Origin of the sequence: Nocardia sp. JW2 (assembly GCF_051843015.1) — a bacterium.
GTDB classification, from domain to species: Bacteria; Actinomycetota; Actinomycetes; order Mycobacteriales; family Mycobacteriaceae; genus Nocardia; species Nocardia coubleae.
The window spans coordinates 53,713-67,343 of sequence record NZ_JBPXLK010000010.1; the positions used below are offsets into that span (position 1 = coordinate 53,713).

Below are 13,631 nucleotides of genomic sequence, written 5' to 3' on the forward strand. Positions count from 1 at the left end.
TTCTCGCGATTGCACGCATTCATCTGTCGTTGGCACAGGCTCTAATCCCTGAACCCGCAGTGACCGCCTGACCAGGCAATTTCCTTCCGACGCTGGGCGCTGCCCAATTCCGTTGCTGCCTCGCGGAGTTCGGTGCGCGTCAACCACCAAACCAACCTTGTGAACGAGGCCAATCGGTCTCTCGAATCGCCAAATCACGTATGAAGCCCCGGCTTGGTCAGCCGGGGCTTTTTCGTGCTCGCATCCAGGAGGAACTCGTGCCCGAAACGGAGCACTTCGCCACCACTTCTACCTGTCAGCCACCGCGGCAACGATATCGACGTCGCCGTGCCGAGCAGGAGCCACGATGAGGACGCCTGACTGGGCAAATCGCGGCATCGCTTGGCGGGACTCGTTGACCCCTGCATCGGATAACAAACCAAGCGTAAAGCCCTCTGGGCCAAGAATTATCGACGTCTCAGTCGCATCTCCACACGAAGCGGCGAGAAGTCTAGAGCGGCTGTGGAACAGCCGCCGGATGGTCGATGACGCGCGACAATCGCCTGCGCTCGCGGATCCTGTCAACGCCCCCTTCGATCTTCCCGTGCAGTTGGAAGCCGACGGCAAGATGGACCCGAATGCGAAGGAGAAGCTCTCCGAAAAGCGGGAGGAGCGGACACCAGGAACTGGTAACCCGTCGCCCGATGCGCAGCCGGGACAATCTGCGGCGCCGCCCGCACCTACTGCAGCGCCGCCGAAGCCATCCGAACCTGCTACTTCGACGCAACCGCCCACGACGCTGCCGCTCCAGGAGCTCGGGATCCTTCCCGGTGCCCAGACCCCTCCAGCCGTACTGAGCTTTCCTGCCGTCGATCCGGACTCGGAGATGCCCCTGGTCGTGGGCCTGATGCTAGGCGACGGGGCCTCCCTGACACAGGAGTCGGCCACGTCCAATGGCGTTACCGTCACCGAGACGACCGTCAGCGTCCCTGGGGTAACGCCGATAACCAAAACGACGATCACCGATGCACCGACCACCGAGGTAACTGTCGAATGCACCGTGCCTGTTCGACTGGCCGAGCCTGGTGTTGTCCCACCATCGATCACGAATCCGCAAACGATATTCCGAACCAACAGCAGCTATTCGAGCCAGCAGCTCGAAGAGGATCTTCGGGTATTCGGCGCCGGTCCTGTCGTATGGGCGGGCCCAGGCCAACCACCTGACTACGCAGCTGCGCAGGCGCGGCTGACGGCGGCGATGTACACCCCCGGGGAGCAATTCAATGACCTGGTTTGGGCGCAACACACTCCCCGCGACCAGGCGGAGATCGAGGAACGCTTCGCCGCCATACAGCGACTCAACCATGCTGGGATCCCATGGTTCGACCCGGTGATCGCTACGTGGGTCGATGAGCGGCAGAAGATTCCGATCGCCGAGAGTCCGTACAGCACAGCAGACAATAGACGTCCAGCGATGTACAGCCCGGCCGAGCTGCGTCAACAGGCCCTGGAAGCGAGCCGCACCGCCCTCACTGCCAATGATCTGAAGCAAGGAATCAGTAGCTTCCTCGTTGCGTCCACCGTCGGCCCGGCCGTCGTCCTCTGGGAGGCGGCGCACGACCGAGGTGACCACAGTGGAGCCGAAATAGCTTGGGCAGCCGCTGAACTCGGCATAAACACGGCATCCATGGTGCCGGGTCTCGGAACGCTCACCGGCGCTGCAGCCAAGGCCGGTCTGCGCAGGGTCGCGCCCGCGATGTGGGAGGCCATGGCCGCGGCCGACAATGCCGTGGACGCGGCGCGAATCGGGCGAGCTACGCAGGAGCGTCAACTCGCGGATGCCGTCGACAACTATCGCCAGCGACCTGCCGCTGCGGAGCCGCCGAGAAAAACCGGCCCTGCACCGGCGCCTCGCGTGGATGATCCGCTAGCCGCGACAGCTCCACGGGCGTCGGGCGGTCCTACAGTGCTGTCGGACCGCCCGGTACCGGCAGAACAACAGTCGACACGGCTTCCGGTTCGCGAGGGCAGTGATTCTGCACCTGCGCCCATAGGGGCTACCCCGGCGGCCCCTGCATATTCGCCCTTCTCGCCTTTTCTCAACCCTGGCCGATTCGATGAGCTAAGAGCGGAGGCCATCCGATTTTCTGACCGGATCTGGGCTTTCGGGCACCGCCTGAACCAACTCGACTTCAGCCCAGCACGAGTCGCCGCTACCAACGGCGAAGCTACGTTCGCCATGTCGGCGTCCTCGGTTTCGTCCCGAGTGCCCTCGTCACCGCTACGCCCAGGCTTGGTGGCCCGGCAGAGCCGGCCGCCTGCACCGCTTTATGACAGTGCAGGCCAACTTCGCCCTCGAGCGTCCGGACCACCGCTGCTACTAGACTTCCACTACGGTATTAGCCCGACCGTTCGTGCTAAGCCGTTGGAGATGGTTGATCAGTTGACGGGGCAGATAGCGGGGTTGAATAGCCTTACGGCTGCTGAAGTGCTGCAGAACCTAAATACTGTACATCGCGCGGGTAATGCGCAGAAGAATGCGCGAAAACTTTACAAACAACTCGCCCTGGATATGGAAACCAAGAACGCTCAGAGGCTTGAGATTCTAAATCCTGAAGCTTTGAACGGATTGAGTCCCGAAGAGTACGCAAAGAAGATTGTGGATGATCGAATGAAAGGAATGGCGGCGCTGCATGAACCCGATATTGTTGCGGGGGGTGCCGATGTTATTCGCGTGGACTCCAATGGTCTACCCAAGCTCGGTGACCTCGGGGTAAACTCGTCAATCGGAGCTCAGTGGCCGGGGGTGAAGCGTGATGCGATACGGGCGTATGCGGAAGATTTGGTTGCACGTGGAAAGGGGCACGAATTGATGAACGTAGAATGGAGGTTGAATCCGTGATCGAGGTAGGCGTAGACCGTGTGGTTTCGAAACTGGGGATTCAGTTCTCTTCGGTCCCTGCTCCGGCATCGACGATTGACAAATATGTGGGCGCTGTTCCTTCATTGCTAATCGACGTGTGGCGTAGTGTCGGGTTCTCCGGTTACGCGGATGGTCTGTTGTGGCTGTGTAACCCGGACGAATGGCTGCCCGTGGTCGATGAATGGCTGTTCGGTCTGGATTTGCCATTCTACGATGAGTGGGTTCCCTTTACGCGAACGGCCTTCGGGAGAATGACAATGTGGGGGAAGCGGACCGGCCGTAGTCTGACTATCGAACCAAGGAATGGATTCATCGTGCCAGTTGACCAAAGCCACGACATGGTGGATGAACTAGATATCCAGCTGCAAATATTGGTCGCCCTCAACACGAATGCGGTGATCGTGGACCGACTGGATGAAAGTGGGGACGACGGCAAGCCGATGTTCCGTCGCGTACGTACTCGGCTGGGCGATCTCGATGCCTCAACTATGTACGGATGTGTTCCTGCTGTCGGGCTGGGCGGTTCGTTCACCCCTCGCGGAGTGCAGATTGTGAATGCGGTCGACCACGTGCGGTTCCTGAGTACGGTTACACCGCGTCAGGTTATGAACTGGAAGTTCTGATCGCAACGGTGCGGGGTGCCTGGTTATAACCGACTGGGCACACCCGCTGCCTACGGATGTAGGACTGCTCAGACGACGCGGGGTGGTTCCGCGTCTACAGGGGCGGCGTATGGCGGGGCGGCGTCGGTCCAACTCCTCCGTGGCTGGAGGAAGTGGGGGAGCCAGGGGAGGAGGGGGTCCGGGGCGCGGTCGAGGATGCCGCCGGCGGGGTCGTCTACGTGGTCGCGGCGGACCAGGTCGGCTTCGGGGCGCAGGATTTGGTAGATGATCATGGCGCACAGGCCGACGACGGCCAGGTCACGCAGTACAACCGTGCTGGTGAACCACTGTTCGGGCAGGCCCTTGTTGTCTTCGCCGAGGTAGTAGAACATGCGTGGCACCCAGACCAGGGCGTCGACTGTCATCCAGGCCAACAGGATTCGGCGGTGGGGAAGGGCCAGGACGGCGAGAGGTACCAACCACAGGGAGTACTGCGGGCTCCACACCTTGTTGGTGAGCAGGAACGCGGCGACCACCAGGAAGCACAGCTGGGCTAGGCGGGGGCGGCGGTTGGCGGTGAGTGCCAGGTAGGCGATGCCCGCGCAGGCCAGGACGAACAACAGGAGCGAGACCGTGTTCAGGATGGTCGGGGGCTCACCGTGCGCCAGCGGACCGTCGAAGCCCTCCCAGCCGGTGAACGAGGAGATCACGTTGTAGATCGAATCGGGGTCGGCATGACGGGTCGTGTTGAGGCGGAAGAACTCTCGCCACCCGTTCGGGAACAGCACCGCGATCGGCAGGTTCACCGCACCCCACGTACCGAGGGCCGCCGCCACGGCGAGCGTGGCCGAACCGAGCGGACGCTGCGCGAAAACCTGTGTCCGCGTCGGCGTCGCACGCAGCCAGGCCAGGGCCGCTGCGAGACTGTCGATATCGCGTAATCGCAGACCGGCCTGGGCGGCGGGCAGACGTTGCATCGGATCGGTGCGCAGACACAGCACGATGATCGGTCCGAGCAACAGCAGCGGATACAACTTCGCCGCACCGCCCAGACCGAGCAGCACCCCGGCGAGCACCGGCCGCCGCCGCGCCCACGCCAGCAGCCCGGTGGCCGCGAAAGCCGTTGCGAGGGCGTCGAAATTGGTGAAGATGTGCACGATCACCAGTGGCGACACCGCGATCAACGCGGCATCCCACACCCGGCGCCCGGCTAGTCGCGACGACGCCCACACCGTGATCAACCACCCCACGGCCAACCCGAGCGCGACCACATTGAAGTACACGACAACCGACAGCGCACCGGGCAGCGGCAGGTGATCCCACACATTGCCGATCTGCATGGCCGCGTACTGGTAGAGCCCCGAAAGCACCGGGTACTCCATGTATCTGACCTCGGTGCCACCGTCGGGCGTCGACTCGAGCCAGTACTTCTTGTACGGGAACGCGCCCTCGTTGAGCCGCTCGGCGCCGTAGAGCGGCACCGTGTCGGAGTAGCACATGGCCACGTATTGGCGGCCGTTGTTCCAGTCGAGCATCAGCCCGCCCGCGCCGTCGTCGGTCTGCTGGATGCAGCCCGCCTTCGTCGCCCAACCGAGCGCGAGGAAGACGACGGTGAAGGCGAACAGCACCCGCAGCGGCGTCCAGAACCGGACCCGCCCGATCAGCGCGTGCGCGCCGACCGGGCCGCCGATCACCGTCGACAGTTGCGAGGTGAGGGAATCGTTGCGGCTCGGGCGGTCTCGCCCGTCGATCGAACGCAGGTCCGGTGCCAGTGGCGCGGGCGACACGTACCGCGGCTCGCGGCCGGGCCAGGTGTCGTTCGGCGCCGGCTGGTCCGCGAGTTGCTGATCGGTCACGACATCCGAGGCTACCGGTGGCTATCGGGAACGCGTCGGTGTGGCTCCCGCGCCGCCGCTCTCCTCGTCGTCGTTGCCGCCACCACCAGGCCTGCCGTTGCCGTTGCCGTTGCCGGGCGACTCACCCGGCGTCGCGGTCGGCTGACCGGGCAGCGGGCCGGTGGTCGGCTCGGCCTGCTGCGGCGCCTGCACGGCGGGCTGCTGCACACCGGGCACGGGGATGCGGATACCGGGCAGGATCTCCACTTGCGACGGCACGATCACCGGCGGCGCGATGGTCGGCGCGGTGGTCTCCGGCGCCGTGTAGGGCGCCGACCATTCCGGCACACCGGCCTGGCCCTTGATCGCGGCGGGCTTGGGGAACGTCTCGGTGGGGGTGCCCGCCAGGGCGCCGTCCATCGTGGCCTTCCAGATGTCGGACGGTAGGCCGGAACCGTAGATGTGCGAACCGCCGTAGTTCTTCAGCGGGTCACCCTGTTCGGTACCGACCCACACCGCGGTCGACAGCGACGGCGTGTAGCCGACCATCCAGGCGTCGCGGTTGTTGCCGGTGTCGCCGAGCTGGTGGGTACCGGTCTTGGCGGCCGATTCCCGGCCACCGGCCAGGTTGTGGTTGTTGGAGTAGGCCGCGATCGGCTTCATCGCCGCGGTGACATTGTCGGCGACGGCCGCGCTCACCCGCTGCTCACCAGCCGGTTCGCCGCGATCGAGCAGCACCTGCCCGTCGGCGGTGACGACGCGCTGCACGAAGTGCGGTGCGTGGTACATGCCGGAGGCGGCCAGCGTGGCGTAGGCCGAGGCCATGTCGAGCGGACGCGACTGGTACTGGCCGAGGATGATGCCGTTGTTGGGGCCGGCGCCGTCGGGTTCGGTGAGCGTGGGGCCAACGCCCGGCAGTTCCTTGGCGATGCCGAGCTTGTGACCCATGTCGGCGATCTTCTGCGGACCGTTCTGCATGTCGAGCTGCATCCGGTAGAAGCTGGTGTTCAGCGAACGCTTCAGCGACTCGGCGATCGTGCACATACCGCACGACTGGCCTTCGACGTTGTTGATCTCGATGCCGTTGACCTTGAGCGGCGAGCTGTCGTACATCTGCGACAGCGGAATGCCCTGCTCGAGGTTGGCGGCGAGACCGATCACCTTGAACGACGAACCGGTCGGCAGACCCGCGTTGGCGAAGTCGTAGCCCTGGCCGTCCTCACCGCCGTAGTAGGCGCGAACGGCACCGGTGCGCGGGTCGATGGACACCACCGCGGTGCGCAGGTTCTCGGGTTCGCCGTCGAGCTTGTTGCGCGCGGCGTTCACCGCGGCTTCCTGCGCCTTCGGGTCGATGGTCGTGGTGATCTGCAGGCCCTCGGTGTTGAGCTGCTGCTCGCTGATCCCCGCGGCCGACAGCTCCTCGAGCACCCGGTTCTTCACGTGCCCCTCGGGGCCGGAGTCCAGGCTGTTCTCGCCGAGCGAGGCGGCGGGCACCACGGCCGGGTACTGCATCGACTGACGTTCGGCCGCGGCGAGGTTGCCGCCCGAGACCATGCCGTCGAGCACGTAGTTCCAGCGCGACTTCGCACCGGTGGGGTTCTTCTCCGGGTCCAGCAGCGAGGGCAGCTGGATGGTCGCGGCGAGGACGGCGCCCTCGGACACGGACAGCTCCTGCACCGGCTTGCCGAAGTAGGCCTTGGCGGCGGCGTCGATGCCGTACGCGCCACGACCGAAGTAGATGGTGTTCAGGTAGGCGGCAAGGATTTCCTCCTTGCTCCACTGGCGGGCCATCTTGGCCGAGATCACCAGCTCGTGCATCTTTCGGGTCATCGAGCGCTCGTCACCGACCAGCGCGTTCTTCACGTACTGCTGGGTGATGGTCGAACCACCACCGGCGCTTTCCTTGCCGAGGATGTTGTCGCGGGCGGCACGGGCGAAGCCCGACACCGAGAAGCCCGGGTTGGTGTAGAAGTCGCGGTCCTCGGCGGCGATCACGGCATTGCGCACATGCGGCGGGATCTGGTCGATGGAGACCTCGGTGCGGTTGCCCTGCGGCGGAACCACCTTGCTGATCACGCTCGTGCCGTCGGAGGCGTAGATCATGGCGACCTGATTGGTCTCCAGATCCTCCGGCTTGGGCACAGAGACGGCGGTGTAGGCGACGAGGAAAACGGCACTCGGCACGACGATGGCCAAGGCCATCAGGACATACATTGTCCGGCGCACGGCACGCCACGGCGATTTCTTGGTCACCGAACCATCCCTACCCGAGCCGTCGTCGCCCCCGCCACCATCGCGGCGATTGCGTGGCCCGACCGGCGGGGGTGTGCCGCCGGTTCCGGTGGCGCGGCGTTCACCCGTGGTCGGTCCGCCCGGACGACGACCCGCGCCGGGTCGCGCGGCGACGGGCGTGCCACCGGTGCGGGGACGACCCGCCTCCTCGCGCACGGTCCGCGGCGGATGACTCGCCCGCACCGTCGACTCGTCGACACCGGGACGGGGAAGTTTCTGAGTGGCGCCGGCCGCCCCTGCGGCGGGCGCGGCCGGGCGACCCGGGGCGGGCCTGCCCTGCGGCGCACCGGGACGGTCCTGCGGCGCACCGGGTCGCTGCGGCGGCTGACCGGGCCGACGCGGCGGCAGCCCACCCGGCGGCGGGGCGGGCTGACGGTTCTGCGGCTGCGGACCACGTGCACCCGGCGCGGGCCCACGTCCGGTCGGTGCGGGCGGACGCCCACCCGGTCCACCCTGTGGGCGCGGCGGTCCGGCGGGCGGCGTCGGCCGACGCGGCGGCCCGACAGGACGATCACCGGACTGCGGACCTGGTTGTGCACCCCGCGACGGGCGGCCGCCGCGCGGATCGTCACCGTAGGGGGAGGGCTCGTAGGGCGAACTCACTGACCAGATCTCCATAACTCGTAAGGTTCGACCGGCACACAACATCCGCGCCGGAGGACCGGCGCGGATATTTTGCACCCCGAACTGCGGCGCGTCACGCGGCCGCTGTCATTCGGCCGCAGAGCGACGTCCCGCTCTCGGTCCCGCCCGGCGACGGGCGGGCGCGGGCGCCGACCCGAGCACGTACGACTGCACCAGGTGGTTCCAGCTGCACGAGCGGCACACCTCGACGACATGCACCGAGAATTCCTCGTTCGACTCTGCCATCCGCGTCAACTCGTCGGGTGTGCGCGCCGACCCGGCCGCCTGGCCGAGCCCGTCGCCGAACACCCACGACACCAACGTCAGCTGCTCTTTCCGGCAGATCGGGCAGGTCACCTCGCTGCCGCGACCGTGGAACTTCGCGGCCCGCAGCAGGTAGGGATTGGCATCGCACACCTCGGCGACGCCGACCCGCCCCGCGTAGACATCGGCGAGCAGCGACCTGCGCCGGAGCGCATAGTCCACCACCTGCCGCTGAATTCGCACGATCACCAGAGTAGCCGGGATTGATTTCCACCGCCGGTGCCACCGCTTGTTGCCCCCGACGGCCTTAGACTCCCGATACCGGGTACTTTCCGGGTCTTTTCGCAGGTGAGGCATGGCAAGTAGATGGCAGATTCTCCACAGGCGCGCTCCGTCGCCGATCCCCGGACAAGGGCGCGTGATATCGATCGCGCCGAGGTGTCGACCGTGCTTGACGCGGCCTACGCGGAGGGCCAGCTCGGTGCACAGGAGTACCACGACCGGGTGAAACGGGCCGGTTCGGCCCGCACACTCGGTGAATTGCGTGGACTGACCGGCGATCTGCAGTCGCCCGCGGTGTTCGGCCCGACCACCGAACGGAAGCGCTTCGGCCGCAAGCATTCCGGCGAGTACCCGGCCAGGACCAAGGCGCGCGACGACGACCGGGCACGCACGATCGCCGCCCTCGACACCGCCCGCGCCGACGGTCAGCTCGATGCCGAGGAGCACACGGCGATGACCGAGCTGGCCGCCGAAGCGCGCACGCTCGGTGAGCTGGCCACCCTCGTCGCCGAGCTGCAGCAGCGCCCGGCGCCACCGGTGAAACCCAAGGCGCGCAACACCTTCCGCATCGTGACGATCGCGGCCGTCGTGCTCGCGGCGGTCGGCGGCTTCGCCTGGACGATCCGGGCCGACGAGCCGGCGGCGAAGGAAACCGCCGCGTCGGTCGACTACGACGCGGCCCCGCCCCTGGTGATCCCCACCCCGAACCTCAACACCATCGCCGGATTCGTACAGTTCCGCGACGACTACCGCACCAAGTTCGGCGACGCCGTCGTCGACGAGGCAGTGCTGCACGATGAGCACGCCTCAGCGGTCCGCCGCGCACCCGACAACGGCGACTGGACCGTGACCTACAACTATCGCGGCGGATTCGAACGCTCGAATTCGCAGGTCACCACCCGTGACCGCCAGGCGGTCGACATCGACCTGACCCAGGTGAACACCGACGCCCTCGCCGCGGTGCTGAACACCGCCGCCACCACCCTCGGTGTACCCGGCGGCGTGGTCTCCCACTACCGGATCGCCAACGACACCTGGGTCGGCCGTCCCTCGATCACCGTCTACGTGCGCAACGAGGTCTCCCAGTCCGCGCATCTCGTCCTCGCGCTCTCGGGCGAAGTGCTGAAGACCTACCCGTACGAAAGATGACGCCATGAAGACCACCTCCCCGGCGAAGGACCTGCGGGCCCGCGACGCCGACCGCGCGGACGTGTGCGCCCTGCTCGACGCCGCCCTGGCCGACGGCCAGCTCACCGAGGCCGAGCACGGCAAGCGCACCGCCACCGCCATGCGCGCCGAGACCTTCGGCGACCTCGACCGCCTGGTCGACGACCTGCAGATCCCCGACGGGCTGGCCGCCACCCCGGTCGCGCGCGGTGTCCCCCGCGCCCCGCGCCGCTGGTGGATCCCGGTGGGCGCGGTGGTCCTCGCGGGCCTGGTCGGCGCGGGTGCCGGTCTGCTCGGGCGCAGCACCGTCCTCGCGCCGCCGCTGCCCGATCTCACCACCGGCAACGGCTTCGCCCATTTCCTCGCCGACTACCGCGCCGAATACGGAAGCGCGCTCGCCGACGAGTTGACGCTCTATCCGGAGTACGCGCTGGTCGAGCGCGATTCCGGGAAGCCGGGCAAGCAGGACGAGCTGCAATATCGCGGCGATTTCGACCGGTGGGGTTCACCCGGTTCGCGACCGCCGGGCACCCGCTCGTTCGACCTGGCCACGGTCGACCTGGCGAAGTACGCGCGCCTGATGTCAGGCGCCCCGCAGACCACCCGCGTGCCCGGTGGTTGGGTGTCGCACGTGCTCGTCCGGTTCCCACCGGCCGGCGGCAAGGATGCCGAACCCGAGATCAGCATCTACGTCAAGAACGAGGCGGAACAGAGCGGGTATCTGAAGATCCGGCTCAGCGGCGAACCTATCGCGGTGTACCCGGCAGACTCCTGACCTGCCGAATCGCTCGGTCCCGACGGTCGGTCCCCCACTCATGTGACGGATACGACTACGCCCTGATGTATCGCTCCGATATAGTGGGAAGTCGCATCCATCGGTTAGGTCCGTTCGGCCTGTCAGGCCGTCATAGTCAGGGAGTGAGGTCGGCATGCTCGAGTTGGCGATTCTCGGCCTGCTCCTCGACGCGCCCATGCACGGTTACGAGCTGCGCAAGCGGTTGACGGGCCTGCTCGGGGCGTTCCGGGCCTTCTCCTACGGTTCGCTCTACCCGACGCTGCGCCGGATGCAGGCCGACGGGTTGATCGCCGAGGAGATACCGGAGGGCGCGACCGCGCGCCGTGCGCGCCGCGTCTACCGGCTCACGCCGGTCGGGCGGGAACGGTTCAAAGAACTCCTCGCCGATACCGGTCCGCAGAACTACACCGATGACGGCTTCGGTGTTCATCTGGCCTTTTTCAGCCGCACCCCCGCCGAGGCGAGGATGCGGATCCTGGAGGGCAGGCGACGCCAGGTCGAGGAGCGCCGAGAGGGTCTGCGGGAAGCGATCAAGAAGGCCAGTGGCTCGCTGGATCGCTACACCCGCCAGCTCCACCAGCTCGGATTGGAATCAAGCGAGCGCGAAGTGCGCTGGCTCAACGAGTTGATTGCGGCGGAGCAATCGACGAAGGCGGCACCACAGAAAGAGGGAAAGAGCGGCCATGAGTGATGTCAACAAGGTTGGATCCGGCGAAGTACGCGTCGCGATCGTCGGTGTCGGCAACTGCGCATCGTCGCTGGTGCAGGGCGTGCAGTACTACAAGGACGCCGATGAGAACGCGGTCGTTCCGGGTCTGATGCACGTCCGGTTCGGTCCCTATCACGTCAAGGACGTGAAGTTCGTCGCCGCGTTCGACGTCGACGCCAAGAAGGTCGGCTTCGACCTGGCCGAGGCCATCTTCGCCAGCGAGAACAACACCATCAAGATCTCCGACGTGCCGCCCACCGACGTGACGGTCCTGCGTGGCCCGACCCTCGACGGCATCGGCAAGTACTACGCCGAGACCATCGAGCAGTCCGAGGCTCCGGCGGTCGACGTGGTCAAGGCCCTGAAGGATGCCGAGGTCGACGTCCTGGTCTCCTACCTGCCGGTCGGCTCCGAAGAGGCCGACAAGTTCTACGCCCAGTGCGCCATCGACGCGGGTGTCGCGTTCGTCAACGCGCTGCCGGTGTTCATCGCCTCCGACCCGGTGTGGGCGAAGAAGTTCACCGACGCCGGTGTGCCGATCGTCGGCGACGACATCAAGTCGCAGGTCGGCGCGACCATCACCCACCGCGTGATGGCCAAGCTGTTCGAGGATCGCGGCGTGGTGCTCGACCGCACCTACCAGCTCAACGTCGGCGGCAACATGGACTTCAAGAACATGCTCGAGCGTGATCGCCTGGAGTCGAAGAAGGTCTCCAAGACCCAGGCCGTCACCTCGAACCTCACCGGTTCGCTGGCGGGCAAGGTGCACGACCGCAACGTCCACATCGGTCCCTCCGACTACGTGGAGTGGCTCGACGATCGCAAGTGGGCCTACGTCCGCCTCGAGGGCCGTGCCTTCGGTGACGCCCCGCTGAACCTGGAGTACAAACTCGAGGTGTGGGACTCGCCGAACTCGGCGGGCATCATCATCGACGCCGTCCGCGCGGCCAAGATCGCCAAGGACCGCGGCATCGGTGGACCCGTCATCCCGGCCTCGGCCTACCTGATGAAGTCCCCGCCGGAGCAGATCGCCGACGACGTCGCGCGCACTCAGCTCGAGGCGTTCATCATCGGTGCGGACTAGTCACTGAACGAAAAGGCCGGGCACACAATGGTGTGCCCGGCCTTTTTCGTGGGACTCAATCCAGGGAGACGTACACCTCGACCGAGGTGGGCCCGGTGTAGCGCTCCAGTTCCGCGGTGTGGGAGCGGGTGATGGTTCCGGCGTTCTCGGCTTTGATCACCTGGGCCCAGGCGGTGCGCAGCAGGTCGTAGGGCTTGTCGGAGACGACGAATTTGGCGTAGCGGCCCGCGGGGATGCGGGTCAGGACATCGCCTTCGTCCACGTCGTCGAGGCCGGCGACCTCGTAGCCGAGGACGGCTACGGCGTGGTCGTTCTGGCCGATGTAGGCGGCGGCCCGGGTGACCGGCTTCTCGCGGGACAGGTAGCGGTCCCAGGTGAAGTTCACCAGGTCGAGATCGCGGGCGGTGACCTCGCGACCGGCCAGCGGCACGGTGAGTCCGGCGATCAGGCTGTTGTCCAGGGTGACGATCTCGAAGTCGGCGGTCATCGGCTATTCCCCGCTCTGCGCGTCGTCGGTCAAGGAAACGAAGATCTCGACGGTGCGTTCGTCGGGGTACTGCTCGCAGTCGCCGGTGTAGGCGCGTACGAACTCGCCCGCGGCCTCGGCGTCCCAGACCTGCCGCCACAGGGCGACGATGGTGTCGCCGATCTCGTCACCGTGCGCCACGAACCGCGCGTAGCGGCCCGCCGGAATCCGCGCGAGCACATCGCCTACCCGCAGGTCGGCGAGGGTTTTGCATTCGTAGCCGACGATATGGGTGAGGTAGGAGTTGATCTCGGGCGCGAAGTCGACATAGCCCGTCGCGAACGGTCCGGGTAAGTCCTGTCGTGCCCGTAGCCGCTGCCACGCTTCCACCACTTTGGCGCGTCGTGGCCCCTCCACAGCGAGCGCCGGACTGCGCAGCACTGTGCCCGCGATCAGCATCTCGGGACGGTCAACGACATTGAAATCCACCTGCGTAGCCCCTATGTCTAGTCTCGTCGTCGCTCGAGCGCACATCTTCCCGCATGGATACGACAGGTTCCGCGCCGGGATTCCGCCGGCGCCCGATCTCCGGATGCGCACTGGCCAAC

General features: G+C 66.4%; 11 protein-coding genes. 6 read left to right on the forward strand and 5 right to left on the reverse strand.

Annotation, left to right across the window (positions count from 1 at the left end; genetic code table 11):
- Positions 1–517: 517 nt before the first annotated feature.
- Positions 518–2,881, forward strand: a complete 2,364-nt coding sequence (locus ACSVDM_RS16145) for a polymorphic toxin type 15 domain-containing protein (RefSeq protein ID WP_439265864.1) — start codon at positions 518–520, stop codon at positions 2,879–2,881.
- Complete coding sequence (locus tag ACSVDM_RS16150) at positions 2,863–3,525, forward strand: GAD-like domain-containing protein (protein WP_439265866.1); 663 nt, start codon at positions 2,863–2,865, stop codon at positions 3,523–3,525. The genes ACSVDM_RS16145 and ACSVDM_RS16150 overlap by 19 nt, the downstream gene beginning before the upstream one ends.
- 68 nt (positions 3,526–3,593) lie before the next feature.
- On the opposite strand, the gene ACSVDM_RS16155 is transcribed toward ACSVDM_RS16150, so the two are convergent.
- From ACSVDM_RS16155 to ACSVDM_RS16165, 3 genes are all read right to left on the reverse strand, one after another.
- On the reverse strand, positions 3,594–5,360 hold the full coding sequence (locus ACSVDM_RS16155; RefSeq protein WP_439265867.1) for a glycosyltransferase family 87 protein: 1,767 nt from the start codon (positions 5,358–5,360) through the stop codon (positions 3,594–3,596).
- A gap of 21 nt (positions 5,361–5,381) precedes the next feature.
- The gene (locus ACSVDM_RS16160) at positions 5,382–7,553 is read right to left on the reverse strand and encodes a transglycosylase domain-containing protein (RefSeq protein ID WP_439266101.1); all 2,172 of its coding nucleotides are present in this window, start codon (positions 7,551–7,553) and stop codon (positions 5,382–5,384) included.
- 789 nt (positions 7,554–8,342) lie between these two features.
- Positions 8,343–8,762 carry a DUF5318 domain-containing protein gene (locus ACSVDM_RS16165; protein WP_159372838.1) on the reverse strand — a complete coding sequence of 140 codons (420 nt, stop codon included), beginning with the start codon at positions 8,760–8,762 and terminating at the stop codon, positions 8,343–8,345.
- Between the two features lie 123 nt (positions 8,763–8,885).
- On the opposite strand from ACSVDM_RS16165, the gene ACSVDM_RS16170 reads away from it, so the two are divergent.
- The 4 genes from ACSVDM_RS16170 (at position 8,886) to ACSVDM_RS16185 (ending at position 12,557) form a co-directional block, all read left to right on the forward strand.
- Positions 8,886–9,950 carry a DUF1707 SHOCT-like domain-containing protein gene (locus ACSVDM_RS16170; RefSeq protein WP_439265869.1) on the forward strand — a complete coding sequence of 355 codons (1,065 nt, stop codon included), beginning with the start codon at positions 8,886–8,888 and terminating at the stop codon, positions 9,948–9,950.
- A gap of 4 nt (positions 9,951–9,954) precedes the next feature.
- Positions 9,955–10,743, forward strand: a complete 789-nt coding sequence (locus ACSVDM_RS16175) for a DUF1707 SHOCT-like domain-containing protein (protein WP_439265871.1) — start codon at positions 9,955–9,957, stop codon at positions 10,741–10,743.
- Between the two features lie 154 nt (positions 10,744–10,897).
- Positions 10,898–11,455: a PadR family transcriptional regulator gene (locus tag ACSVDM_RS16180; protein ID WP_067497596.1), complete on the forward strand. Its 558-nt coding sequence runs from the start codon at positions 10,898–10,900 to the stop codon at positions 11,453–11,455.
- Positions 11,448–12,557, forward strand: a complete 1,110-nt coding sequence (locus ACSVDM_RS16185) for an inositol-3-phosphate synthase (RefSeq protein WP_439265872.1) — start codon at positions 11,448–11,450, stop codon at positions 12,555–12,557. The genes ACSVDM_RS16180 and ACSVDM_RS16185 overlap by 8 nt, the downstream gene beginning before the upstream one ends.
- Before the next feature lie 55 nt (positions 12,558–12,612).
- Here the strand turns inward: ACSVDM_RS16185 and ACSVDM_RS16190 are convergent, their stop codons facing one another.
- Positions 12,613–13,044 (reverse strand): GyrI-like domain-containing protein, encoded by a 432-nt coding sequence (locus ACSVDM_RS16190; protein ID WP_067643408.1) that lies wholly within the window; start codon positions 13,042–13,044, stop codon positions 12,613–12,615.
- Positions 13,045–13,047: 3 nt separating this feature from the next.
- On the reverse strand, positions 13,048–13,512 hold the full coding sequence (locus tag ACSVDM_RS16195) for a GyrI-like domain-containing protein (RefSeq protein ID WP_067497606.1): 465 nt from the start codon (positions 13,510–13,512) through the stop codon (positions 13,048–13,050).
- Positions 13,513–13,631: the final 119 nt, after the last annotated feature.

Excerpts from the sequence above, each read along its gene's own strand:
- ACSVDM_RS16145 (WP_439265864.1), top strand. The coding sequence starts at position 518 with ATGGTCGATGACGCGCGACAATCGCCTGCGCTCGCGGATCCTGTCAAC.
- ACSVDM_RS16150 (WP_439265866.1), top strand. The coding sequence starts at position 2,863 with ATGGAGGTTGAATCCGTGATCGAGGTAGGCGTAGACCGTGTGGTTTCG.
- ACSVDM_RS16160 (WP_439266101.1), bottom strand. The coding sequence starts at position 7,553 with ATGTATGTCCTGATGGCCTTGGCCATCGTCGTGCCGAGTGCCGTTTTC.
- ACSVDM_RS16170 (WP_439265869.1), top strand. The coding sequence starts at position 8,886 with ATGGCAGATTCTCCACAGGCGCGCTCCGTCGCCGATCCCCGGACAAGG.
- ACSVDM_RS16175 (WP_439265871.1), top strand. The coding sequence starts at position 9,955 with ATGAAGACCACCTCCCCGGCGAAGGACCTGCGGGCCCGCGACGCCGAC.
- ACSVDM_RS16180 (WP_067497596.1), top strand. The coding sequence starts at position 10,898 with ATGCTCGAGTTGGCGATTCTCGGCCTGCTCCTCGACGCGCCCATGCAC.
- ACSVDM_RS16185 (WP_439265872.1), top strand. The coding sequence starts at position 11,448 with ATGAGTGATGTCAACAAGGTTGGATCCGGCGAAGTACGCGTCGCGATC.
- ACSVDM_RS16190 (WP_067643408.1), bottom strand. The coding sequence starts at position 13,044 with ATGACCGCCGACTTCGAGATCGTCACCCTGGACAACAGCCTGATCGCC.